The organism is Bradyrhizobium sp. KZN70725, from assembly GCF_055264925.1.
Map to the genome: position 1 here is coordinate 12,733 of NZ_JBUYWT010000031.1, position 22,908 is coordinate 35,640.

General features: G+C 64.8%; 27 protein-coding genes. 14 read left to right on the forward strand and 13 right to left on the reverse strand.

Features of this window, described 5'->3' with window-relative positions:
* Positions 1–65: 65 nt before the first annotated feature.
* The 5 genes from ACZBJS_RS26005 to ACZBJS_RS26025 all read right to left on the reverse strand — a co-directional run bounded on the left by ACZBJS_RS26005 (position 66) and on the right by ACZBJS_RS26025 (position 3,467).
* Complete coding sequence (locus ACZBJS_RS26005) at positions 66–659, reverse strand: TetR/AcrR family transcriptional regulator (RefSeq protein WP_076828498.1); 594 nt, start codon at positions 657–659, stop codon at positions 66–68.
* Positions 656–790 carry a hypothetical protein gene (locus tag ACZBJS_RS26010; protein ID WP_016843141.1) on the reverse strand — a complete coding sequence of 45 codons (135 nt, stop codon included), beginning with the start codon at positions 788–790 and terminating at the stop codon, positions 656–658. Before ACZBJS_RS26010 ends, ACZBJS_RS26005 begins: the two co-directional genes overlap by 4 nt.
* Positions 791–1,412: 622 nt before the next feature.
* A complete protein-coding gene (locus ACZBJS_RS26015; RefSeq protein ID WP_016843143.1) occupies positions 1,413–2,021 on the reverse strand; it encodes a hypothetical protein in 609 nt (202 codons plus the stop codon).
* Complete coding sequence (locus ACZBJS_RS26020; RefSeq protein ID WP_026192978.1) at positions 2,014–2,688, reverse strand: hypothetical protein; 675 nt, start codon at positions 2,686–2,688, stop codon at positions 2,014–2,016. Before ACZBJS_RS26020 ends, ACZBJS_RS26015 begins: the two co-directional genes overlap by 8 nt.
* Positions 2,685–3,467 carry a MotA/TolQ/ExbB proton channel family protein gene (locus ACZBJS_RS26025; RefSeq protein WP_316397531.1) on the reverse strand — a complete coding sequence of 261 codons (783 nt, stop codon included), beginning with the start codon at positions 3,465–3,467 and terminating at the stop codon, positions 2,685–2,687. Before ACZBJS_RS26025 ends, ACZBJS_RS26020 begins: the two co-directional genes overlap by 4 nt.
* Positions 3,468–3,711: 244 nt before the next feature.
* Between ACZBJS_RS26025 and ACZBJS_RS26030 the strand changes: the two genes are divergently transcribed.
* The 3 genes from ACZBJS_RS26030 to ACZBJS_RS26040 all read left to right on the forward strand — a co-directional run bounded on the left by ACZBJS_RS26030 (position 3,712) and on the right by ACZBJS_RS26040 (position 7,093).
* Positions 3,712–5,082, forward strand: a complete 1,371-nt coding sequence (locus tag ACZBJS_RS26030; RefSeq protein WP_316397532.1) for a histidine kinase — start codon at positions 3,712–3,714, stop codon at positions 5,080–5,082.
* 1 nt (position 5,083) lies between these two features.
* Positions 5,084–5,752: a response regulator gene (locus ACZBJS_RS26035; protein ID WP_076828491.1), complete on the forward strand. Its 669-nt coding sequence runs from the start codon at positions 5,084–5,086 to the stop codon at positions 5,750–5,752.
* A 168-nt stretch (positions 5,753–5,920) separates the two neighbouring features.
* Complete coding sequence (locus ACZBJS_RS26040) at positions 5,921–7,093, forward strand: M20 aminoacylase family protein (RefSeq protein ID WP_076828489.1); 1,173 nt, start codon at positions 5,921–5,923, stop codon at positions 7,091–7,093.
* Between the two features lie 49 nt (positions 7,094–7,142).
* Here ACZBJS_RS26040 and ACZBJS_RS26045 read toward each other — a convergent pair whose 3' ends face one another.
* Entirely contained in the window at positions 7,143–8,183 is a 1,041-nt protein-coding gene (locus ACZBJS_RS26045; protein ID WP_316397533.1) for an agmatine deiminase family protein, read from the reverse strand.
* Complete coding sequence (locus ACZBJS_RS26050) at positions 8,180–8,752, reverse strand: cytochrome b (protein WP_316397534.1); 573 nt, start codon at positions 8,750–8,752, stop codon at positions 8,180–8,182. Before ACZBJS_RS26050 ends, ACZBJS_RS26045 begins: the two co-directional genes overlap by 4 nt.
* Positions 8,753–8,936: 184 nt before the next feature.
* Here ACZBJS_RS26050 and murI point away from each other — a divergent pair, with 184 nt between their 5' ends.
* From murI to ACZBJS_RS26090, 8 genes are all read left to right on the forward strand, one after another.
* Positions 8,937–9,734, forward strand: a complete 798-nt coding sequence (gene murI / locus ACZBJS_RS26055; protein ID WP_057018411.1) for a glutamate racemase — start codon at positions 8,937–8,939, stop codon at positions 9,732–9,734.
* Positions 9,735–9,794: 60 nt separating this feature from the next.
* Positions 9,795–10,571, forward strand: a complete 777-nt coding sequence (locus ACZBJS_RS26060; protein WP_057018410.1) for an HpcH/HpaI aldolase family protein — start codon at positions 9,795–9,797, stop codon at positions 10,569–10,571.
* Positions 10,572–10,857: 286 nt separating this feature from the next.
* The gene (locus tag ACZBJS_RS26065; RefSeq protein ID WP_410469767.1) at positions 10,858–11,250 is read left to right on the forward strand and encodes a cupin domain-containing protein; all 393 of its coding nucleotides are present in this window, start codon (positions 10,858–10,860) and stop codon (positions 11,248–11,250) included.
* Between the two features lie 120 nt (positions 11,251–11,370).
* Positions 11,371–12,156: an acyltransferase gene (locus ACZBJS_RS26070; RefSeq protein WP_316397535.1), complete on the forward strand. Its 786-nt coding sequence runs from the start codon at positions 11,371–11,373 to the stop codon at positions 12,154–12,156.
* Positions 12,157–12,425: 269 nt separating this feature from the next.
* Positions 12,426–13,043: a 30S ribosomal protein S4 gene (rpsD, locus tag ACZBJS_RS26075; protein ID WP_076828559.1), complete on the forward strand. Its 618-nt coding sequence runs from the start codon at positions 12,426–12,428 to the stop codon at positions 13,041–13,043.
* Positions 13,044–13,162: 119 nt separating this feature from the next.
* Positions 13,163–13,390: a hypothetical protein gene (locus ACZBJS_RS26080; protein ID WP_076828477.1), complete on the forward strand. Its 228-nt coding sequence runs from the start codon at positions 13,163–13,165 to the stop codon at positions 13,388–13,390.
* The gene (locus ACZBJS_RS26085) at positions 13,387–13,665 is read left to right on the forward strand and encodes a type II toxin-antitoxin system RelE/ParE family toxin (protein WP_310881200.1); all 279 of its coding nucleotides are present in this window, start codon (positions 13,387–13,389) and stop codon (positions 13,663–13,665) included. The genes ACZBJS_RS26080 and ACZBJS_RS26085 overlap by 4 nt, the downstream gene beginning before the upstream one ends.
* A 39-nt stretch (positions 13,666–13,704) precedes the next feature.
* Positions 13,705–14,772 (forward strand): threonine aldolase family protein, encoded by a 1,068-nt coding sequence (locus ACZBJS_RS26090; RefSeq protein WP_316397536.1) that lies wholly within the window; start codon positions 13,705–13,707, stop codon positions 14,770–14,772.
* Positions 14,773–14,823: 51 nt separating this feature from the next.
* On the opposite strand, the gene ACZBJS_RS26095 is transcribed toward ACZBJS_RS26090, so the two are convergent.
* The 4 genes from ACZBJS_RS26095 to grxD form a co-directional block, all read right to left on the reverse strand.
* The gene (locus ACZBJS_RS26095) at positions 14,824–16,086 is read right to left on the reverse strand and encodes a serine hydrolase domain-containing protein (protein WP_316397573.1); all 1,263 of its coding nucleotides are present in this window, start codon (positions 16,084–16,086) and stop codon (positions 14,824–14,826) included.
* A gap of 103 nt (positions 16,087–16,189) precedes the next feature.
* Entirely contained in the window at positions 16,190–17,473 is a 1,284-nt protein-coding gene (locus tag ACZBJS_RS26100) for a serine hydrolase domain-containing protein (RefSeq protein ID WP_057018406.1), read from the reverse strand.
* 49 nt (positions 17,474–17,522) lie between these two features.
* A complete protein-coding gene (locus tag ACZBJS_RS26105; RefSeq protein ID WP_057018462.1) occupies positions 17,523–18,074 on the reverse strand; it encodes an O-acetyl-ADP-ribose deacetylase in 552 nt (183 codons plus the stop codon).
* Positions 18,071–18,403 carry a Grx4 family monothiol glutaredoxin gene (gene grxD, locus ACZBJS_RS26110; protein WP_016843475.1) on the reverse strand — a complete coding sequence of 111 codons (333 nt, stop codon included), beginning with the start codon at positions 18,401–18,403 and terminating at the stop codon, positions 18,071–18,073. The genes ACZBJS_RS26105 and grxD overlap by 4 nt, the downstream gene beginning before the upstream one ends.
* 292 nt (positions 18,404–18,695) lie before the next feature.
* Here grxD and egtB point away from each other — a divergent pair, with 292 nt between their 5' ends.
* Genes egtB through ACZBJS_RS26125 form a run of 3 tightly spaced genes read left to right on the forward strand, consistent with a single transcriptional unit; the run spans position 18,696 to position 21,394 of the window.
* Positions 18,696–19,949, forward strand: a complete 1,254-nt coding sequence (gene egtB / locus ACZBJS_RS26115) for an ergothioneine biosynthesis protein EgtB (protein WP_463439458.1) — start codon at positions 18,696–18,698, stop codon at positions 19,947–19,949.
* A gap of 53 nt (positions 19,950–20,002) precedes the next feature.
* A complete protein-coding gene (gene egtD, locus ACZBJS_RS26120; protein WP_316397538.1) occupies positions 20,003–20,971 on the forward strand; it encodes an L-histidine N(alpha)-methyltransferase in 969 nt (322 codons plus the stop codon).
* Between the two features lie 27 nt (positions 20,972–20,998).
* On the forward strand, positions 20,999–21,394 hold the full coding sequence (locus ACZBJS_RS26125) for a DUF4345 domain-containing protein (protein ID WP_076828465.1): 396 nt from the start codon (positions 20,999–21,001) through the stop codon (positions 21,392–21,394).
* Positions 21,395–21,403: 9 nt separating this feature from the next.
* On the opposite strand, the gene ACZBJS_RS26130 is transcribed toward ACZBJS_RS26125, so the two are convergent.
* Both ACZBJS_RS26130 and ACZBJS_RS26135 read right to left on the reverse strand, forming a co-directional pair.
* Positions 21,404–22,585: a low temperature requirement protein A gene (locus ACZBJS_RS26130; RefSeq protein ID WP_316397539.1), complete on the reverse strand. Its 1,182-nt coding sequence runs from the start codon at positions 22,583–22,585 to the stop codon at positions 21,404–21,406.
* Between the two features lie 32 nt (positions 22,586–22,617).
* Positions 22,618–22,854, reverse strand: coding sequence for a BolA family protein (locus ACZBJS_RS26135; RefSeq protein WP_016843470.1), 237 nt, complete (start codon positions 22,852–22,854; stop codon positions 22,618–22,620).
* Between the last annotated feature and the right edge of the window lie 54 nt (positions 22,855–22,908).

The following is a 22,908-nucleotide window of genomic DNA, read 5'->3' on the forward strand; positions in this document are numbered from 1 at the left end:
CGGCCCCGGGCTCGCAATCGGGCCAAAGGCATCAGGTGGTCAGGGGATGTCGGCAGAAAGCTCAGCTAGGGCTTGCAGACCCGCAGGCCCTTCAGCAGCAGGGCCAGCAGCGCATCGATCCGCCCCGGGCATTCCGGCTTGGCCCATTCCTCAGCATGCGCCGGGTGATGGTAGCGGACGGTGGCGTCGAACACGGCACGGGCGGTCGCCTTCACATTGTCGATCTCGAACACGCCCTGCGCGACACCGTCGGAGAGGATTTTCGCGATCAGGTCGACCTGCTTGTCCTTGTAGGCTTCCACCACCTCGCGCGCGTCCTGCGCCAGCGCCAGGTAGGTCGCGAACATCTCGGGATCGTCGCAGACCTTCTTCTGCTTGATCGTGAAGGCGGTGCGCAACCATTGCTCCAGCCGCTCCGGCGCCGGGCCTTCGCCGGCTGCGATCTTGCACAGCGGCTCGTTGGCGCGGTCGAGCCAGCGCTTGGCGACGGCATCGCGCAGCGAGGCTTTGCTGGGGAAGTGACGGTAGACGCTGCCGTGGCTGACATCCAGCGCACGGGCAACGTCGACAACGGTGGCCTTGGTCAACCCGAAGCGCCTCAAGACATCCTCAGTTGCCTCAAGGATCCGCTCGGGTGTCAAAACCACCGCCTCGTTCATGCGTTTACCGTCTGGTTATCGCTGTCCTGCCCGCGGGTGAACTTGGCGGCCTGGGCGGCCAAGTGGCGAGCGACGCGAAGATTGAGCCACTGTTGAATCTGGGCGGTCAATTGAAAGATTTCTATGGTCATGGAGGTAGTCCTTCGAGGTAGTCAAATTAAGTCCGGCTCCCCGGCCAAACGCCGGAACAGCCACTGGGCGCCCTCCTCCCTTGGGCTGATAAATATATACACCATCCCGCTGACAGATTTCAATATCTGTCAGACAATATTTTGTGAAATGACAGCCGGGTCCGCGGGAAAGGCCCACCCCTGGCTTACGGGCGCTACAACGTTCCGTGAGCAGCCGGGCGATCTGCCAATCCGCGCCTATGTCTCGCTCGGGGCTACCCGGGAGAGACTTGCATGGACCGGCCAATGACCTTGAAGGAGATCGCCAAGATCACCGCGGGCGCGGTGGTCTCGCTCGTCATTGTCGGGTGGCTGATGGTGCTTGCGATCGCATTCCTGACGGTGCTGTGAGCCCGCCTCGCCGCGCCGGCCCCTCACCGTACATTGCTGCCGGAATCGAAAGGGGCCGCTTCACGCAGCGGCCCCTTTGCCGGGAAAATCGCTTCGGGATGAAATCTAGCCCCGGTTAGCCCCAAGACTACACACTTCAGGGAATTGAGGAATTCCGGATGATTACTGTCCATCCCGCTGACTGATTATTGCCGATCCCTATTTTTGTGCCACCTTCTGGATAGGCATCCTGCTATTGCTGCTCGTCCTTGGGCGGCATCCGGGGCGGCGGCAATGGCGTGAACACCGACCCTTGCGCGCCGGCCGGCGGGGCCACGAACGTCCCCGTCGTGGAATCGCCGCCTGTCGTCTCCACGATCGTCTTCGGCGTGATGTACTCCCTGACGAAGTCCATGATGGTGCCGTCGCCACCGCCGAAATCCGCCGCCCGCCCGCCCTGCGGATGCCCGGCCTTGATCTCGTTCTCGGCGGTGTGTGTCTGCTCCGCCAACGCCTCGCTATAGGGAATGCGGAAAGCGCGCGGGATCGCGCTCGGCCGGTTGTCCTCGTCAAGCTCCTCGACCCAGAGATAGATCGAGCCCGGGTCGCCCTCGAGCGAATGCGGCTCCACGATTCGCGTCGACAGCAGCTTGAAATTCGCCGGCAATTTTTCCGCGGACGCCCAGCCGAGCAGACCGCGCATGCCGCCGAAGCTGACGAAATAGAACGCGCTGGTCACGACGATGACGACAGCTTTCAGCGACCAGTGCAGCCGCGCATAGACCAGCACGATCAAGAGCAGCGCACCAACCACCGCGTATGCGACCGCAAGCGTGAGGATCACCGACTGCAGACTAATCACGGCGGAGCACCCTGACGCCGGTTTTCGGATCCATGTCGGCGCCGTTGCGCCAGCTGCTGCGGAAGGTCTCGAGCAGCGATTTCGGCCGCCGGTCCACGTTGATCACCTTGCCCTCGGCGTCGAGACGAAACCTGACCGCGGTCTTCTCGTCGCCGGTGTGATCGACGGTCAGCTTGTCGTCGAAGATCACCTGCGCCGTCGGATTGAGCTTCTGCACCTTCACATTGGCCTGCACCGGCTCGCCGGTCGTGGCCTGGAAATGCGAGACGTTGACGGTGTATTCGCCGGCGACGATGCCGCGCAGCGTGACGATCTCCTCGCGGATCGGAGAGGCGATCTTCTTGCCATTGACGATGATGAAGTCGTTGGCGCCGCCGCGGTCGTCGCGATCGAGCGTCAGGAATCCGGCCTCGCGATGCCGGTACCAGGCGATGTTGCCGGCCGGATCCTGCACGAACAGGTCGAGATCGTCAGGATGGTTGTCCGGCCAGTCCATCGTGATGATGAACTCCGCCTTGGATTCGATCTTGCCTTCCTTGGAATCCGGCGACACCGCAAGCAGCGCCAGGAAGAACAGGAAAGCGATGACCTGCAGCGCCTTGAACAACATCACGCCGAGCGGATCGAACGGCTCCTCACGCGGATAGAGCCCGAACTCATCCATCATGACGGCGTACCGAGGCGACGTTCCAGGGCCGGCGTGACGTGCGTCTCAGTCAGCACGACGGCGTCGGAAAACACCCGCTGGGTCGCGGAATCGAGCATGTAATACTGGATCCGGACCAGGATCGATCCGATCAGCCCGGCCAGCGTCGTGTACATCGCGACCGCCATGCCGTCGCTCATCAGGCCCATCGACGATTTCATCGCGACCTTGTCGGCGGCATCCAGCGAAGCGATCGGCGCCAGCATGATTATGAAGCCGATGATGGTGCCGAGCAGGCCGAGTTTCATCAGCGTGTCGGAGACGAAGGCGCCGAAGCCGTTGGACCCGCGCAGCCGGTCCGCCAGCGTCCGCAGCAGCAGGGTCTGGTCGATGCGGCCTTTCGCCTGCGCCTCGGCCTTCTGCACCAGGCTCTTGATGTGATCGGTGACGAGCCCGCCGGGCAGGCCGCGCGCATCTGATGCAAGCGCCCCTGATGCAAGGATCTTGGCGCCATCGGGCGCGGCGAGGATGGTGCGGCAAGAGCGCGCCACCTCGCCTTCCCGCGCGATCGCCCGTGTCCGCCAGAAGCAATGGATGCAGGTGACGATGTAGAGGACGGCGATGACGCTCGAAATGTAGGTGCGGTCGGAACTGATCATGAGGCGGATCAGCCCGTAGCGCCACAGCAGGAAGGCGGCGAACACCGAAAGGCCGGTGAAGATCATCCAGAGCAGCAGGGCGCTGCGCTCCGCCGCGTCCGTGGCGGCCGATGCGGCCGCGACGTCGACCTTGGCATCCATGCTGCGTGAGCTCCCTGTGTTCCATGAGGCTCAGCGAGGGCCTCACTGTCCGTTAGAGCAGAGCCGGCCTGCGCCGTCCAAAGACATCTGCCCAGATTTCGTCGGGCAAATTTCCCGACCTGCACAGCTTCGCATGCTTGCGATTGGCGGGGAACAGCGGTGCTGTTAGCATCGCTTCTGTCGTTTGAGCATGACCAGCCGCTTCTCTGCTGTCCGGATCGTGCTCTGGCCGTGGAGTGATCGCATGCGCCTCGTGCTTCAACTGGTCGCCCGCCTGCTCGTGATCGTCGCGCTATGCCTCGGCGCAGCCACCGTCTGGGCCACGATCGACGCCTATCGCAGCGTCGATCGCGCCACGCAGGCGTCCTCCGAGCGGGTCTCGCAATCGCTCGAGGCGCTGTACTGGCGCGAATTGCTGCTGCGCAGCAACCGGATGCGCGAGCAATTGCTGCCGGCACCGGACTGGCGCACCATCGAAACCATGGGCCTGATCGCGCCCGGGATCTGCGTGCAGTTCGAACCGGCCGGCGCCTTCGAGAAGCCGCTCTGCGGCCAGAGCAAGGGGATCGGCAAGGCGCCGCCACGCTGGTTCGCGGCCACCGTGCAGATGATACTCGGCGATCACGCCACCGTGGAGCGGCCGATCAGCGCCCGCGCCGCGACCGCGGGAACCGTCCGCGCCATCGCCGATCCGGACGCCGCGATCGCGCTCGCCTGGCAGCACATCCTCGACAACATCCATGTCGCGCTGTTGATGGCCCTCGCCATCGCGCTGCTCGCTTCGCTTGCGATCGCGCACACGCTGGCGCCCGCCCACTCGATCGTGTCCGCGCTGCGGCGGATGGCCGACGGCGAGTACCGTACGCCGCTGCCGCGCGTCCGCTCGATGGAGCTCGCGATGATCGGGCGCGCCGTCAGCGATCTCGGCGACCGCCTCGCGCTTGCCGAGGAGGAACGCACGGTGCTGACCAGGCGGCTGCTCGAAATCCGCAACGACGAACGCCGCACGCTGGCGCGCGAGCTGCACGATGAGTTCGGCCAGAATCTCACCGCGATCCTCGCCTTCGCCAACACGATCGAGGCAAGCGCCGGAGACAAGTACGCCGCCGGCACCGAAATTGCACAGGATGCACGGATGATCTCGCAGGCGACGCGCCGCATCATGGCGTGCCTGCGCGATACACTGAACCGGCTGCGCCATCCGCCGGCCGAAGAGCTCGGGCTGGAGGCAAGCCTCGTCGATCTCGTCGACAGCTGGCGGTCGCGCACGGCGCAGCCGATGATCCAGCTCGATCTGCAGGGCGACCTTGCCGACATCAGCGGCACGGTCGCCGCCACCGCCTATCGCGTCGCGCAGGAATGCCTGACCAATGCGCTGCGCCACAGCTCGGCGCGCGAGATCGTGCTGCGGATCGAGCGGCGCACCGGAAGCGAGAACGCCCTGCTGGTGCGCGTCGAGGACGACGGCGGCGGCGATGCGGCCAAGGTGGCGCAATCCGCGGGCTTCGGCCTCACCGGCGTCAGCGAACGCGTCACAGCCCTCGGCGGCTCGCTGTCGATCGCGCGCGCCAGCCGCGGCCTGTCGGTCGCCGCCACGATCCCGCTCGCCGCCTGAGATGACAACCGTGACGACGACAACGGCGAAGATTCGGGGCATCTCGATCCTGCTGGTGGACGATCATCCGGTGGTCCGCCAGGGCTATCGGCGCGTGCTCGAGCATCAGGACGATTTCCACGTGGTCGCCGAAGCCGACAACGCCGCCAGTGCCTATCGCGCGTTCAAGTCGCACCAGCCGGACGTGGTGGTGATGGATATCTCGATGCCGGGTGCCAGCGGGCTGGAGGCGATCCGCAACATCCGCGCGCGCGACCCTGACGCGCGCATCCTCGTCTTCAGCATGCATAGCGAGGCGGCCCAGGTGAAAGCGGCATTCGGCTCCGGCGCCAGTGGCTTCGTCACCAAGGGCAGCGAACCGGCCGAGCTGATCGCGGCGATCCGCTCGGTGGCGCGCGGCGAGCATGCGATGAGCGACGACGTCGCCCGCGTGCTGGCGATGGAAAGCCTGGTGCCGACCCGATCGGCGCTCGACCAGCTCGGCGAGCGCGAGATCGAAATCCTCCGGCAGCTGGCCGCCGGCAGCACCAAGGAGCAGATCGCCGCCAACCTCAACCTCAGCACCAAGACCGTGCAGAACTATCACTACCTCATCAAGGCCAAGACCGGCATGCGGACCGACGCCCAGCTGGTCCGCCTCGCCGTCGAATGCGGGCTGGCGAATTTGTAGCCCGCTCCCGTAGCCCGGGTGAGCGCAGCGACACCCGGGGCTGGTTGTGCATATCCCCGGATATCGCTTGCGCTCATCCGGGATACTGACGCCATTCCCGCGTGACAAGTCGGCGGGTTACGCTACGCTGACCCGCCCACCAAAGTTCACAAGAAACGGACGCTCCCCATGCCCATCGTCAATCGCGTTGCCGCCCTCTCGGATGAAATGGCCGCCTGGCGCCATGACTTCCATGAGAATCCCGAACTGCTCTACGAAGTCCACCGCACCGCCGGCATCGTCGCCGACAGACTGCGCGAGTTCGGCTGCGACGAGGTGGTGACGGGGATCGGGCGCACCGGCGTGGTCGGCGTGATCCGCGGCCGCAAGTCCACTTCGGGAAAGACCATCGGCCTGCGCGCCGACATGGACGCGCTGCCGATCGCGGAGGCCTCGGGCGTCGCCTACGCCTCGAAGATTCCCGGCAAGATGCACGCGTGCGGCCATGACGGCCACACCGCAATGCTGCTCGGCGCCGCCAAATATCTCACCGAGACGCGCAATTTCGACGGCACCGCGGTCGTGATCTTCCAGCCCGCCGAGGAAGGCGGCGCCGGCGGCAAGGCGATGGTCGACGACGGGCTGATGACCCGGTGGGGCATCCAGGAGGTCTACGGCCTGCACAACATGCCCGGCCTGCCCGAGGGTTACTTCGCGACGACGCCGGGCCCGATGCTGGCCTCGTCAGACACGTTGAAGATCGTGGTCCACGGCAAGGGCGGCCACGCCGGCGCCGCCCCGCACGAGGCGGTCGACAGCGTGCTGATCGGCGCCCAGATCATCAATGCGTTGCAGTCGATCGTATCGCGCAATGTCGACCCGCTGAAATCGGCGGTCATCTCGATCACCATGTTCGAGGCCGGCACCGCGTTCAACGTGATCCCGGAGACCGTGACGCTGGGCGGCACCGTGCGCACGCTCGATCCCGGTGTGCGCGACCTGGTCGAGCGCCGGATCGGCGAGGTCGCCTCCAGCATCGCCAAGGCCTATGGCGGCTCGGCCGAGACGGATTATGGACGCATGTATCCGGTGACGTTGAACCACGCGCGCGAGGCCGGCGTCGCCGCCGAGGTCGCCCGCGATGTGGTCGGCGCCGACCGCGTCAACGACAATCTGGTGCCGGTGATGGGCGCCGAGGATTTCGCCTTCATGCTGGAAGCGCGACCCGGCGCGTTCGTCTTCCTCGGCATGGGCGACGGTCCGATGTGCCACCACCCCGCCTACAAGTTCAACGACAACATCCTCGGCCACGGCGCCTCCTACTGGGTGCGGCTGGTCGAGAAGCAGATGCCGGCGGGCTAGCGCTGCAGCCACGGCCCGGTCGCTCGCTTCGCGACCGGGCCGCCAGCTTTCACAAGCGCGGCTGCTGCTGCGTCACGCAGTGGATGCCGCCGCCACCGGCGGCGATGCCGTCGATATCGAGCTGGATGATTTCCCGGTCGGGGTACAGGTCGCGCAGCTTGTCGCGCGCGTTGCGGTCCGCTGCCGCATCACCGAATTCCGGCGCGATCACGGCACCGTTGCAAACGTAGAAATTGATGTAGCCGGCGGCGAAGCCGTCGTCGTTTCCGTACTTTGGACGGACCGTCGACGGTCCCTGCAACTCCACGACCTTCAGGTGTCGACCTCTTGCGTCTGTCGACTTGGGCAGGATTGCCAGGTGTTCTCTCGTCACCTCGTAATCGTCGAACGACGTATCCATCTCCAGGCCCGCGACAACGACGCCCGGGCTGGTGAAGCGCGCGTAGAAATCGGTATGGCCGTCGGTAATGTCGTCTTTGTTGTGACAGCCGGGTAGCCAGATGATCTCCTGCAGCCCGAGCAGGCGGAAGAGTTCAGCCTCGCATTCATCCTTCGTCAAACCAGGATTGCGATTGTCGTTGAGAACACAGCTTTTGGTGATGATCGCTGTCCCCTCGCCGTCGACTTCGATGCCGCCGCCCTCCAGCTTCGGGCCGGCCTTGATGAACTCAGCTTGCGCAAGCTCGGCCACACGTTCCGCGATCTTGGCATCATGCGCATGCCTTTGTTTCCCGCCCCAGCCGTTGAAGTTGAAGCCGACGGCTCCGAGTTGCCCTGACGGGTTCGTTACAAAGACCGGTCCGGTGTCCCTGATCCAGATGTCGTCGAGCGGTTGAACAACGAGGTTCACCCGAGGGCCGCATAGCCGCGCGGCAATATCGTAGTCTTCCTTGCGCACCAGCATGTTAACGGGCTCATGAGCCGCGATCTCCTTCGCGACCAGGGCGAGGTTTTCCCTGACCACCGGAAGCAGCCGCTGCTTGCGCCAGATCTTAGTGTCGTGCGCGAACGCCATCCAGGTGGCGACATGCAAAGCGCTCTCGTCCGGCATCCGCCAGCGGCGGCCAGCGTCCGGTGCGGAGTTTCTCATGTGGACAAACCGGCTTGGTCCGCCGCGCCCGTCCCCACCATCCGGGCGGCGACACGGTCGCGCTTGACGAAGTGGTGGAAGGTGACCGCGGCGAGGTGCAGCACGATCAGCGCCAGCAGCACATAGGCGAAGAAGATGTGGCGATCCTCATAGGCATCCGCCGCCGCCTTGTCGGGCGAGGTGATCTGGGGAATGTGAAACAGGCCGAAGAAGTTCGAATAATCCTGGGCGCGGGCGCCGGAATGCGCCCAGCCCAGCATCGCAACCAGGATGGTGACGGCGTAGAGCGCGCCGTGGCTGACCCGGGCGGCGATCCGCTGCCAGGAGGGCATCTCGGCCGGCAGCGCCGGCGTCGGGTTGACGCCGCGCCAGACCAGCCGCAGCACGGTGAGCAGCAGCACCAGGTAGCCGATATCGGCGTGGATCGAGCGGTAGAAGAACTTGTCCGCCCGCGCCGGGACGTGGTTCATCCACCAGCCATAGGCCAGCATGCCAATGATGGCGATGCCGAGCACCCAGTGGAACGCGCGGGCGAGCGAGCCCCAGCTCGCGGCGGTATTGCGGATCATGTCGCGTGGCCCCCTTGCGGCCGCATTTTTGGATTTCACACGTCGCAGCAATAGTTTGCCGTGATACTTGCAGCTATCGGTCAAGGCCATGTGAAATTCCCGGCTTCACCGCCTTTTGTCGGCCGAAGCGGCCGGATAGCCAAAAACAACTGAATGGTAACCCTGCTTCGGATAGAGTTTTCGCGTGTCCACTCCCCCGACCATCCTTGTGTTCGATTCCGGTCTCGGCGGCCTCACCGTGCTGCGCGAGATCGTCCGCGCCCGGCCCGACGCGCATTACGTCTATGTCGCCGACGACGCCTTTTTCCCCTATGGCCACCACGGCGAGGACGAGATCATCGCCCGTGTGGTGCCGCTGGTCGGTGAGCTGATCGCGGCCCACGCGCCCGACCTCGTCGTGATCGCCTGCAATACGGCATCCACCCTGGTCATGTCGCATCTGCGCGACGCCTATCCTTTGCCCTTCGTCGGCACCGTGCCGGCGATCAAGCCGGCCTGCGCCTCGTCGAAAACGAAGCGCGTGTCGGTGCTCGGCACAAGGGGCACCGTGAAGCGCGAATATACCCGCAAGCTGATCTCGGACTTTGCGCAGGGCTGCGAGGTGACGCTGGTCGGCTCCGGCGAGCTCGCCTCGTTGGCGGAGGCCGCCCTCAGCGGCGCGAGCGTGCGTGACGAGGATATCGCGGCCGAGCTCGCGCCCTGCTTCGTCGGCGATGGCGCCCACGACCCCACCCGCACCGACACCGTCGTGCTCGCCTGCACGCATTATCCGCTGCTGCTGGAACGCCTCAGGAGGCTCGCGCCCTGGCCGGTCGACTGGATCGATCCGGCGCCGGCGATCGCACGCCGCGTCGCCGACCTGCTCGGCCCTGCCGGCCACGAGAGCGACCAGGCCGGCGCCGAGATGATCTTCACCTCAAAGCGCCCGCACGCGCTGACGGAAGCCTTGACGCCATTCTTCGGCGGCCGCGTCCCGGCCTGATCCTTTTCGCCGTCACAACGCGCTGCTAGCCTCTGCTCTCCTTCGAGGGAGGACCAAAATTTGACCGCAGCCCCGCTGACACCGCTCAATCGCCTGCGCGAGGCGTGGCGCGACAAGCGCCCAACCTTCGGCGCGATCGCGACCATTCCGAGCATCCAGACCGTGCAGATCATGGCGCAGTCGCTGGACTGGATCATCGTCGATCTCGAGCACGGGCCGATCGATCTCGGCACCGCCCATGCGATGATCGTGGCGACCTCGGGCACGCCCTGCGTGCCGATGGTGCGGATCGCCGCCAACGAGCCGCATCTCGCCAAGGCACCGATGGACATCGGCGCGCTCGGCATCAATTTTCCGATGATCTGCAACGCAAGCGATGCGGTGAAGGCGGTGCGCAGCGTGCGCTATCCGCCGCAAGGCGACCGGCTCTGGGGACCGTTCCATGCGCCGTTCCGCTGGGGCGTCTCGATGAACGACTACATGGCGACCGCTGACGACGACATGATCTGCATGATCACGATCGAGCACGTCGATGCCGTCAACCGCATCGACGAGATCATGGCGACACCGGGCATCGACCTCGCAGTGATTGGCCCCGGCGATCTCGCCACCTCGATCAACAAGCGCGGTCTGCCCGACGATCCTGAAGTGGTCGCGCTGATGCAGCGCGCCGAGCAAGGCATCATGAAGAGCGGCGTGCCGATCGGCGGCGTCGCGCGCACCGCCGAACAGGCCAATGCGATGATCGACCGCGGCTACCTCGCGCTCGCACTCGGCTTCGACTGGTCGCTGTTCCAGCGCGGCATCGCGGCCGCGTTCGCGGGGATCAAGCGGTAGGCGTCAAACGCGGCCGCGCGGCGCTCCGCTTGTTCACAGCCGCCGGCGAGCAGGTTCCAGTCACGTCGTGAAGGAACCGTGGCGCAACTTCCGGCATCGCGCCTGCGACGGCGTGAACGATGCATGTCGCCGAGACAGCTCGTTCGCCTGAGTAGCTCATGAATAAGCGGCACAAACCCGCGCTGTTCGATGAACGGACTAATCCCAACGTCGCAAGTGCACATCACATATCGCCCGCTTTCCGCCGCGATTCCGCGCTGCTAGAGTTTTGCGGGTTGGGAGGAAAATGCATGTTCGGAAATTATTGCTTGGTCTCACTGTGATTGCCCTTGCCGGTGCCGGCGCTGCTTTGGCGCAGCAGAGCGGCATCAAGCGGACGCCGCTGCAGAAGGTCGATTTTCCGACAGGCTACAACACGATCACCGCGATCGCCGAGGTTCCGGCCGGGGGTGCGTCGGGGCGTCACACCCATCCCGGCGCTGAAACCGGCTATGTGCTCGAAGGCGAGCTCGAGCTTCTGATCGACGGCAAACCGCCGCTGAAGCTGAAGGCGGGCGGTTCCTACCAGATCCCGGAAGGCGCGGTGCACGACGCCAAGACGTCCGGCGACAAGCCGCTCAAGGTGCTCGGCGTCTATGTGGTCAAGGCCGGCGAGCCGTTGGCAAAACCCGCGCCGTGAGCAGAACCCTTTGGTCTCCGACCAGTTGGTTCATCTGGAGCTTCAGGTGCGGCGAGCAACCATTTGAGCTCGCCGGGCCTTTGATTTTTTGCCTGTTTGCTAAGGAACTGAACCGAACGGATGCGCGGTAAATTTCGTCAGATTTCATTGCCGCGCCGTCTCGTCGCCGATCTGATGCATGCATCGGCCGGCGTGCCGCTGGTCTCCCTGAAGCGCACCCTGAACGTGCGGGCAATCGTCGAGGCTCGTGCACGTGCGGCGCGGGCACCGGGCTGGGCCGCCATCTTCGACAAGGCATTCGCGCTGGTCGCCATGACCGAGCCGACCCTGCGCACGCTGCACGTCAAATGGCCGTGGCCTTGCCTCTACGAGTTGCCGCGCAGCGTCGGCATGGTGGCGATTGCCCGCGTTGAGAAGGGCGAGGATTGCGTGCTGTTCGAGCGCATCTGTGCCGCCGACGAGATGCCGCTCGCCGAGGTCGACGCGCTGATCCGCCGCGCCAAGACCGCGCCGCTGCACGAAATCCCCTCGTTCCGCAAAATGCTCTGCGTGACGCGCCTGCCGCTTCCGCTGCGCCGCCTGGCGTGGACGATCGGGATGAATTTTGGCCGGCAGCGCGCCAATTTCTGCGGCAGTTTTGGCGTGACCTCGGTCGCGGCCTATGGCCCCGGCGAGTTGCACGCGCTGAGCCCAGGGCCATTCCTGTTGAGCTACGGCGTGATCAGGCCGGACCACACTGTCGACGTGGTGCTGCGCTGGGACCATCTGGTCTGCGACGCCGCCCTGATCGCGCAGACCTTGATCCGCCTCGAGCAGGTGCTGGGCGGCGAAATCGCCGCGGAACTGGGCGCGGGCCGGCCGCAAGCCGATGCCCGGCTGGTCCGGGCGGCCGGAAGCCGCCTCTGAGGGGCAAAATCGGCGAATTTTGACGCCAATTCGGCCCAAAATGCCCTGCGTTTTGTTTGACAGAACCGGACTTTCTCCTTAAGACCACCTTGCTCGCGGGCCGGTTTTCGGCCCGCGATGCGTTTCGCGACCCGTGGTCCTCCCCGAGCTTTCGAGGCGGACCTGTCGGTACAGGCCTTTTGGCCGGTACACAGGAGGGCGCGTCTCCTCAAACCCTAGACTGACAAAACGCCGGGCGCTGGGTGCGACGGCTGTACAAAGAGGACGCGATGACAAAGCGCAGTGAGGCGAAGTACAAGATCGATCGCCGCATGGGCCAGAATATCTGGGGCCGCCCGAAGAGCCCCGTGAACCGCCGCGAATACGGCCCCGGCCAGCACGGCCAGCGCCGCAAGGGCAAGCTCTCCGACTTCGGCGTGCAGCTGCGCGCCAAGCAGAAGCTCAAGGGCTACTACGCCAACATTTCCGAGCGCCAGTTCCACGGCATCTATGTCGAAGCCAGCCGCCTGAAGGGCGACACCGGCGAGAACCTGATCGGCCTCCTGGAGCGCCGTCTCGACACCGTGGTCTACCGCGCCAAGTTCGTCTCCACGATGTTCGCCGCGCGCCAGTTCATCAACCACGGCCACATCAAGGTGAACGGCCGCAAGGTCAACATCGGCAGCTACAAGCTGAAGGTCGGCGACCTCATCGAGGTCAAGGACTCCTCCAAGCAGCTGACGCCGGTGCTGGAAGCGGCCCAGCTCCCTGAGCGTGACGTGCCCGACTTCATCGAGGTCGATCACTCCAAGATGACCGCGACGTTCGCGCGCACCCCCGGCCTCTCGGACGTGCCATTCCCGGTGCAGATGGAGCCGCATCTGATCGTCGAATTCTATTCGCGCTGATCACTGCAGCATTGCGATATCCGAAAGGCCCCGGTTTTGCCGGGGCCTTTTTGTTTGCCCACAAGACGACTATGATATTCGGGACTTGGCAGATGACTGCCCGTTGAGGTTTCTTGCCGATGACCCGGTTACTGGAACAGGCCTTCGAGACAGTTTCAAACTTGCCTGACACAGAGCAGGACGAGCTCGCGCGCATCATGCTGCAGCTTGCCGGCGTCGACCAACCACCGCTTCAGCTCGCGCCGGAAGAAGACGCCGATCTGGCTGAAGCCGACTCCGAGATTGCACGCGGCGAGCTGGCAACGGCCGAGGAAGTCCGTGCGATGTGGGCAAAGCACGGGCTGTGAACGTCCGTTACACGCGACGCGCTCTTGTTCAGATTGATCAGGCACTCTCCTATATCGAGACACGATCGCCCCAGGGGGCGGTCGACGTGCGGGACCGCATCTTGGCACTTGTCACGCTGCTGCAAGAGCAGCCGCGTGCAGGGCGCCCGACAAGCCGCTCAGGCGTCCGCCGGCTTTCGGCGACACCTTATCCCTACCTGATCGACTATCGCGTGACGCCCACCGAGATCATAATTATGCGGTTTCGTCACGCTGCCCGGAGGCCTATACGCTAGCGGCGATTCCGCACGCCAGCGGAGCGATGAGGAAAGCCCATGCACTACACCCCTGCCCGGCCCGATCCCAAGGCCCCGCCCGTCCGCATCAACCTTCTGTCCGATACGCAGACCAGGCCGACGCCGGCGATGCGCGAGGCGATGGCGAAGGCGGAGGTCGGCGACGAGCAGGTCGGCGACGATCCGACCACCAATGAGCTCTGCGCCCGCGTCGCCGATCTGCTCGGCAAGGAGGCTGCCGTCTTCATGCCGTCGGGCACCATGTGCAACGTCGCGGCGACGCTGGCCTATTGCCGCCCCGGCGACGAGATTTTGGCGCATGCGACCGCGCATATCATTGCGCGCGAGGGCGGCGCCCATGCCGCGCTCGGCGGTTTCCAGATCACGCAGCTGCCGGGCGATGACGGCCAGTTCACGCCTGAGACCTTCCAGGCCGCGCTGCATCCGCGCACCCGCTACCAGCCGCCGCAGATGCTCGTCAGCGTCGAGCAGACCGCCAATATCGGTGGCGGCACGATCTGGAAGAAGGCGGCGCTCGACGAGGTCGTGCGTATCGCCAAGGCCCACGGCCTTGTCACCCACATGGACGGCGCGCGGCTGCTCAATGCGACTGTGGCGTCCGGCATCACGCCGCGCGACATGACGGCGGGCTGGGATTCCGCCTGGATCGATTTCTCCAAGGGCCTCGGCGCGCCGATCGGCGGCGTGATCGCCGGAACCCGCGCCTTCATCGACGATGTCTGGCGCTGGAAGCAGCGGCTCGGCGGCTCGATGCGGCAGTCCGGCGTCTGCGCCGCCGCCTGCATCCATGCGCTCGATCACCATGTCGACCGCCTCGCCGACGACCATGCCAATGCGCGGGCGCTGGCGCGCGGCCTGTCGCAGATCAACGGCATCGCGGTGCAGGCGCCGGAGACCAACCTCGTCTTCTTCAAGCCCGACGGCGCCGGCGTCTCAGGCGACAAGATGGTCGCCGAGCTGCGCAAGCGCGGCGTGACGCTGGCGATGATGGACGGCCGGATCAGGGCCTGCACGCATCTCGATGTCACCGCGGCGATGATCGAGGAAGCGGTCGGACACGTCAGGGACATCGTGCGCGCGGCGTAACTCCCGTAGCCCAGATTGCGCTTCGCTTCATCCGGGCTTCGAAGCTGAATTCTACCGCCCCATCGCCTGGTAGATCAGCGTCTTCAGCTCCTGCTGGATCCGGCCGCGCTGCGACGGCGTCTGCACCATGAAGATCCCGAACAGGTCGTCCGCGGGATCAATGAAGAAGAAGGTGCCGCCGACGCCGTCCCAGCGATACTCGCCCAGCGGCCAGTCTGTGTTCGGCGGCACCGAGGTGCGGACCGCGAAGCCGAGGCCGAAGCCCGAATTCGGACCGGGATAGTAGTTCTGGTCGCGCACGACGCCGGTCTCCGGACCGATATGGTCCCTCGCCATCAGCGCGACGGTCTCCGGCTTCAGATAGCGCCTGCCCTCATAGCTGCCGCCGTTCAGCAGCATCTGCGAGAAGCGCGCATAGTCGCCGATGGTGCCGACCATGCCGCCGCCGCCGGATTCCCATCGCAGCCGCTTGCGCGGATTGCGGACGTCGGCGACCGGACTGATGGTGCGATCCTTCGGCATCGGCTCGGCGATCAGCGGCCATTTCGCCCGGTCGGCGACGTAGAACGCGGTCTCGTTCATCCCGAGCGGGCCGAGCAGCCGCTCCTGCTCGACCTGAAACAGCGATTTGCCCGTGATCACCTCGATGATGCGGCCGAGCACATCGGTGGAATGGCCGTAGTCCCATTGCGTGCCGGGTTGTTCGGCGAGCGGTAGCGACGTGAGCCGCGCCACGAATTCGGCATTGTCGGGATCGTTGTTGAACAGGCCGGCATCGGCGTAGGTCTTGTTCACGATACCACCGCCGTAATAGCCGTAAGGCAGGCCGGCGGTGTGGCGCATCAGGTCTTCGATGGTGATGGGGCGCCTCAGCGGCTCCAGCGTCATCGCCATCTTGCCCTCATCGCCGCGCTTTTCCACCCCGACCTTCATGTCGGCAAAGGACGGGATATATTTCGACACCGGATCGCCGAGGGCGAGCTTGCCTTCCTCGACCAGCATCATCGCGATGACCGTGGTGATCGGCTTCGACATCGAATAGAGGCGGAAGATGGTATCCGCGCTCATCGAGAGCTCGGTGGCGACGTCGCGAACCCCGAACTTCTCGTAGTAGACCGGCTTGCCATGCTGCTGCAGCAGCAGGATCGCGCCCGGGATCTTTCCGGTCGCGACCTCGTTCCTGACATAGTCGGAGACCCTGGCGAGGCCCTCCGCCGAGAAGCTGTGCGCGGCCGGCCCCGCGGAGCCGGCCTTCGCAACCGTTGCGACCAACGCGAACGCGAGTGCCGCGACGAACGCGCGGCCCCCACGCATGCAAGCGCATGAGCCGATCCGCCTGAATCGGATCATGCCGTCATTCCCTTCTTTTCAACGCGTTTGTTCACGCGAACCGGTATCCACTTCGCTCGAAAACGCTCTAGTTTTCCATGGCTTCATAGACGAGCTGCTTCAGCGTCCGCTGGATGCGCTGACGCTCGGTCGGCGTCTGCTCCAGCAGAACGAAGAAGAAATCCTGCTTGCGGTCGATGACATAATAGCAGCCGCTGGCGCCGTCCCATTTCAGCTCGCCGAGATCGCCGGGCGGTGGTGGCTTCGCAGTGCCGGGATCGGTGCGCACCGCGATCCCAAGCCCGAAGCCGAAGCCGTCGCCGGGGAAGTAGAAAAAGTCGCGCTCGACGCCGGAGCCCGGTCCGACGCGGTCGGTCGTCAGCTCCTTGAACGTCTCGGGCTTCAGGATGGTCTTGCCGTCGAGGGTGCCGCCATTGAGCAGCATCTGCGCGAAGCGCGAATAATCCGCCATGGTCGAGACCATGCCGCCGCTGGCGGACTCCCATTTCTTGACCTTGGTCGGATCGTTGACGCGGCCGACCCGGAAGTCGCTGTCGTTCGGCATCGGCTCGGCCATCAGCTTCTGCTTCTCGGGATCGGTGACGAAGAAGCCGGTGTCCTTCATGCCGAGCGGATCGAGTAGCCTTTCGTGCTCGATCGCCGAGAGCTTCTCGCCGGTGGCCACCTCCATCACGCGCGCCAGAATGTCGGTGGAATGGCCGTATTGCCAGAGCGCGCCGGGCTGGTTGTGCAACGGCAGCTTGGCGATCCGCTCGGCGAATTCGGCGAGATCGAAATCTCCGCCGTAGATATTGGCTTCCTTGTAGGCTTTGCGGACCAGGCTGTCGCCATAGAAGCCGTAAGTGATACCCGACGTATGCGTCATCAGATCGAGGATCGTGAGCGGCCGCTTTGGCGGCACCAGCTCCAGCGTCTTGGTGCCGTCCTCGGCCTTCTTCTCGACGCCGACCTTCACGTTGGCAAAGGACGGGATGTACTTCGAGACCGGATCGTCGAGCTTGTATTTGCCCTCCTGCAGCAGCTGCATTGAGACGACGGCGGTGATCGACTTGGACATCGAAGCCAACCGGAAGATGGTCTTGTCCGTGATCGGCACCTTGCTGACCACATCCTGCACGCCGAAGGCCTCGTGATAGACCGGCTTGCCGTGCTGCTGGATCAAGACGATGGCGCCGGGAATCTTCCCGGTCGCGACCTCGTTCTTGAAGAACTCGCTGATCTTGGCGAGCTTGTCGCGGTTGAAATGCGCACCCGCCGGAATCTCGTAGGTGCCCTCGGTGTGCGGGTACGCCGGCGCCGCCAGCACCACCGCGGCGGCCGCGGCCGCGCACGTCAAACGAAATGAATGCATTTGGATTATCCCTCCCCGGAAATCACGGAGAAGTGTAGCGGCGGTATCATCAGGCACAAGGGCTGCCAAAGGCCCCCAGGACCTTCTGATGAAGCTCGCCGCTTTGGGCAGAAAAGCAGCAAAAGATCACCTGCGCGAGGCCGGGTGCGGCGGCCAGGGCATCGACGACGGCCTTGACCGCGATGTCGGCGGCGCGATCCGGCGGGAAGTGATAGACGCCGGTCGAGATGGCGGGAAATGCGATGGAGCCCAGCTGATTGGCGTGGCACAGCTCGATGCCGCGGCGATAGCAGGATGCGAGCAGCGCATCCTCGTTTTGGATGCCGCCGTGCCAGATCGGGCCGACGGCGTGGATCACGTGCTTGGCCGGGAGCCGATAGCCTTTGGTGATCTTGGCATCGCCGGTCTTGCAGCCGTGCAGGGTGCGGCACTCGGCGAGCAGCTCGGGGCCCGCGGCACGATGGATCGCACCGTCAACACCGCCGCCGCCGAGCAGCGATGAATTGGCCGCGTTGACGATGGCGTCAACGCGCAAGGTCGTGATGTCGGTAACGATGACTTCGAGCCGCGCCTTGCCGATCTGGCGCGCCGTCAAGGTCAGGCAGCCACGTCGACCGGGATGCCCTTGTCGGCAAACAGCTGCTGCAATTCGCCGGCCTGGAACATCTCGCGGATGATGTCGCAACCGCCGACGAACTCGCCCTTCACATAGAGCTGCGGAATCGTCGGCCAGTTCGAATAGACCTTGATGCCGTTGCGCAGCTCGGCGGATTCGAGAACGTTGAGGCCTTTGTAGCCGACGCCGATGTGGTCGAGGATCTGCACGACCTGACCGGAAAACCCGCACTGCGGGAATTGCGGCGTGCCCTTCATGAACAGCACGACGTCGTTCGACTTCACTTCGTTGTCGATGAATTGCTCGATGCTCATTTTCGCTTCCTTCGGGGGCGGCGCTCTCAGGCCTTGACGGGCCGGCCCACCCTTCTAACCCGTGACTGACTATATATGTAGCTCAAACCATTGTGCATCCAAAGCAAAATGGCGGAAATCTGGCATGCACCGGGCGCTGCGGGCGCCCAAAATGGGCCGGGATTATCTGACGGCCCCAATATCATCGCGGGGGGAGGCTTTTTTCCCGTAACGGAGCCCCTATCTAGGACGAACTGTCCGTTGGGAACCAGTTTGCCGAAGCAACGTTCTCTCCATTGAATCGGAGACCCCTGTGACGAAACCAGCCTCTGCCGCGGCCGCCCTTCCCGCCGTCCCCCCGTCACTATCCTCCGAATCCGGCCCGCTCGCCCAGCGCTTGGTGGACGCCTATCGCGCCGTCCGCGACGAGACCGAACGGCGGGCCGCGCCGCTGTCGCCCGAAGACCAGCTGATCCAGTCGATGCCGGACGCGAGCCCAGCCAAATGGCACCGCGCCCATACCACCTGGTTCTTCGAGCAGTTCCTGCTCGGCGAGCACGTCAAGGGCTACACGCCATTCCATCCCGACTACGCTTATCTGTTCAATTCTTATTACGTCAGCGCCGGTCCGCGGCACGCCCGCCACCAGCGCGGCCATTTGACCCGCCCGACCGCCGACGAAGTCACCGCCTACCGCCGCCATGTCGACGGCGAGGTGGTGAAATTCTTCCACACTGCCGGAGCCGACACGCTCGAGGCGCTGGTGCCGCTGGTCGAGGTCGGGCTCAATCACGAGCAGCAGCATCAGGAGCTGATGTACACCGACATCCTGCATGCCTTCGCGCAGAACCCGATCCCGCCGGCCTACGATCCGACATGGCGCTTCCCGGCGTCGCAGCACGGGCCTGAGGAATGGGTGACGCTCAACGAAGGCATCCACACCGTCGGCCATGGCGACGACAGCTTCCATTTCGACAATGAGAAGCCCGCGCATCGCGCCTTGGTCGGCCCGGTCAAGCTCGCGAAGAACCTCGTCACCAATGCCGACTGGCTCGCCTTCATGAAGGACGGCGGCTATTCCACCGCCACGCTGTGGCTGATGGATGGCTTCGGCACCGTGAGCAACGAGGGCTGGCAGGCACCCGGCCATTGGCGCGAGATCGACGGCGAATGGAGGATCATGACGCTCGGCGGCCTGCAGCCGATCGATCCGTCCGCGCCGGTTTGCCACGTCAGCTACTACGAGGCCGACGCCTTCGCCCGATGGGCCGGCAGGCACCTGCCGACCGAGATGGAATGGGAGGTCGCCGCGCGCGCCGGCCTGCTCAACGACGCCTACGGCATCGTCTGGCAATGGACCCGTAGCTCCTATTCGCCCTATCCGGGCTACCGCGCGATCGAAGGCGCGCTCGGTGAGTACAACGGCAAGTTCATGGTCAACCAGCTCGTGCTGCGCGGCTCGTCGCTGGCGACGCCTTCAGGTCACAGCCGCGTCACCTATCGCAACTTCTTCTATCCACACCATCGCTGGCAATTCACGGGGTTACGCCTCGCAGACTATGCCTGATTGAGTCCTGTCGACATCAATAACGCGTCGGTAAGCGCGTTCGGGAGAGTATCATGAATGTGCATGCCGCCGCTTTGGCCAAAGCGTATCCGTTCGACGCAGCGACATCGGTGTTTGCCGGCGACGTGATTGGCGATCTCGCCCGTCACCCGAAACGGCTGTCGCCGAAATATTTCTACGACGCCACCGGCTCCGAGCTGTTCGAGCAGATCACGGTGCTGCCGGAATATTATCCAACGCGCACCGAGCTTGGCATCCTGCGCGACCGCGGCGACGAGATCGCCGCGATCATCCCTGACGGCGCGGCGCTGGTCGAGTTCGGCGCTGGCGCGACCACCAAGGTGCGCCTGCTGCTCGAGCATTGCGAATTCGCAGCCTATGTGCCGGTCGATATCTCAGGCGATTTCCTGAAAGCCCAGGCCGACGGGCTGCGGAAGGATTTCCCTCGCCTCGGCATCTACCCGGTCGCTGCCGATTTCACCACGCCGTTCACGCTGCCCGAGGCCGTCGCCACGATGCCGAAGGTCGGCTTCTTCCCCGGCTCGACGCTCGGCAATTTCGAGCCGAGCGAGGCCTTGGCCTTCCTGCGAAGCGCGCGAAAAATCCTCGGCCACGGCGCGCAGATGATCATCGGCGTCGACCTCGAGAAGGACGAGCGCGTGCTGTACGACGCCTATAACGACGCAGCCGGTGTCACCGCGCGGTTCAACCTCAATGTGCTGGTTCGCATCAACCGCGAGCTCGGCGGCAATTTCGATCTGTCGGGCTTCACGCACCGCTCGATCTACAACCGCGATCGCCATCGCATCGAGATGCACCTGATCAGTCGCAAGGCGCAGACCGTGCGCATCCTCGGCAACACCTTTGCGTTCCGTCCGGGCGAGAGCATCCACACCGAGAACAGCTACAAATACTCGCTCGAGCGCTTCACCGCGCTCGCCCGCAGCGCGGGCTGGACGGTGCGCGAAAGCTGGACCGACGCCAACACGATGTTCTCGGTGCACGCACTGGTCGCGGACTAGCGCCCAAACCAAGAGACGGGGCAAATCATGGGCAGGCGTCCGCTGCAGATCGCGACGGCGTTGCTCGCCCTGGTCCCGATCCTGACCGGCATCATCACCATGCTGGGCGTCAGTGATCCGCTCTACGCCTCCGCGGGCGTCCCGGCGCTGCCGGTGCTCGACAGCAATCTGCGCTTCTTCGGCGGGGTCTGGCTCGGTCTCGGCCTCGCGCTGCTCTGGCTGGTACCGCGGATCGAAAGCGAGAGCGTGCTGTTTCGGGTGGTCTGGGGCGGCATCTTCCTCGGCGGCATCGGCAGACTGCTGTCGATGCTGATGGTCGGCCTGCCGCCGCTGCCCTTCGTGGGCTTCACCGCGCTCGAAGTGATCGGCGCACCGCTGTTCGTCTATTGGCAGCACCTGGTAGCAAAGGCCGGCCGCAAGTAACGGCGGCCGCTATTCCTCTTCCCCCGTCGATCGCAGCGAGATCGACTCCCACGCGGCGACCACGATCATGATCGCGGTGGTGACGATCGAGAGCACCAGCGGCGACATCTCGCGGACGAAATAGGCCGTGATCGCCAGCGCGACGATGCCAACGCCGTGCGACAGCTGGAGAAAGTTGCGGATCACATATTTGAACAGGATGGTCCCGATCAGGAACAGCATGGGCCCGCCGACCGAGCTGACGATCGTGTTCAGATCGGAATGACCGGACGGGTGCTTCAGCACCAGTTCGTCGGCCACCGCGGTGAGGATGATGCCGCCGACGATCGGCATGTGCAGATAGGTATAGGCGATCCGCGCCACGCGCCCGGATTCCTCTGACTTGGAGATCATATCCGAGCCGGCTTCGGCGCCCTTGTGGAAATAGATCCACCACATCGCGATGCTGCCGACCAGCGCCGAGATGAACGCGGTGACATTCTCCGGCGTCCAGGTCAGCTCGGCAAAGGTCGCGCCATCGACCACGATGGCCTCGCCGAGCGCAATGATGATGAAGCCGGCGCAGCGCTCGGCCATGTGGCCACCCTCGACCGACCACGCCTCGATCGAGGAAAAGCCGAGCCCAGGGGTCCAGAATCGCGCGGCCGGCGCGATATATTCGATGGTCAGCGCCGCAATCCAGAGCCACATCCGCGTCTCATGTTCGGCGAATCCGCCGAGAATCCACAGCACGGCCGAGCAGGACAGCCAGGTCAGGATGCGGATGGCGTTGTGGCGCACCGCCGTCCGGCGCCGCGGCGTCGCCAGCAGCCAGAACGTGGTGCGGCCGACCTGCATTGCCGCATAGGTCCCGGCAAACCACAGCCCGCGGCCCTCGAAGGCGGTCGGTATGGAGGTCGACAGCAACAGCCCACCCAGCATCAGCACGAACAGCAGCAGGCGGACCGGCGTCAGCTCGGGATTGAGCCAGTTGGTGACCCAGGTGGTGTAGACCCACACCCACCACACCGCGAGGAACAGCAGCGTGACCTGCACCGCCCCAAGCGGGGTGAAGTGGTGCAGCAGCGTATGCGACAGCTGCGTGACGGCGAAGACGAAGACGAGGTCGAAGAACAGCTCGGCATTGGTGACGCGGCTGTGCTGGTTCGGCACGATGACGCGAAACATCGCACCGCGTGGATTGTCCACCATGCTTGAGGCCCCCGCCCGCAGCTTTGCCGGGCCTAGCCTTCCGGCACGCCGGTCTGCAGGGCCAGCGCGTGCAGCACGCCGCCCATCTGGCCCTTCAGCGACTGGTAGACGATCTGGTGCTGCTGGACGCGGGACTTGCCGCGGAAGGACTCGGAAATAACAGTGGCGGCGTAGTGGTCGCCGTCGCCGGCCAGATCGCGGATCGTCACCTCGGCATCGGGAATCGCTGCCTTGATCATCGATTCGATATCACGGGCGTCCATCGGCATCCCAGTCCACCTCCGTCAGGTCGTTCGAATCAGGGCCAGATCGGCCAGATAAAC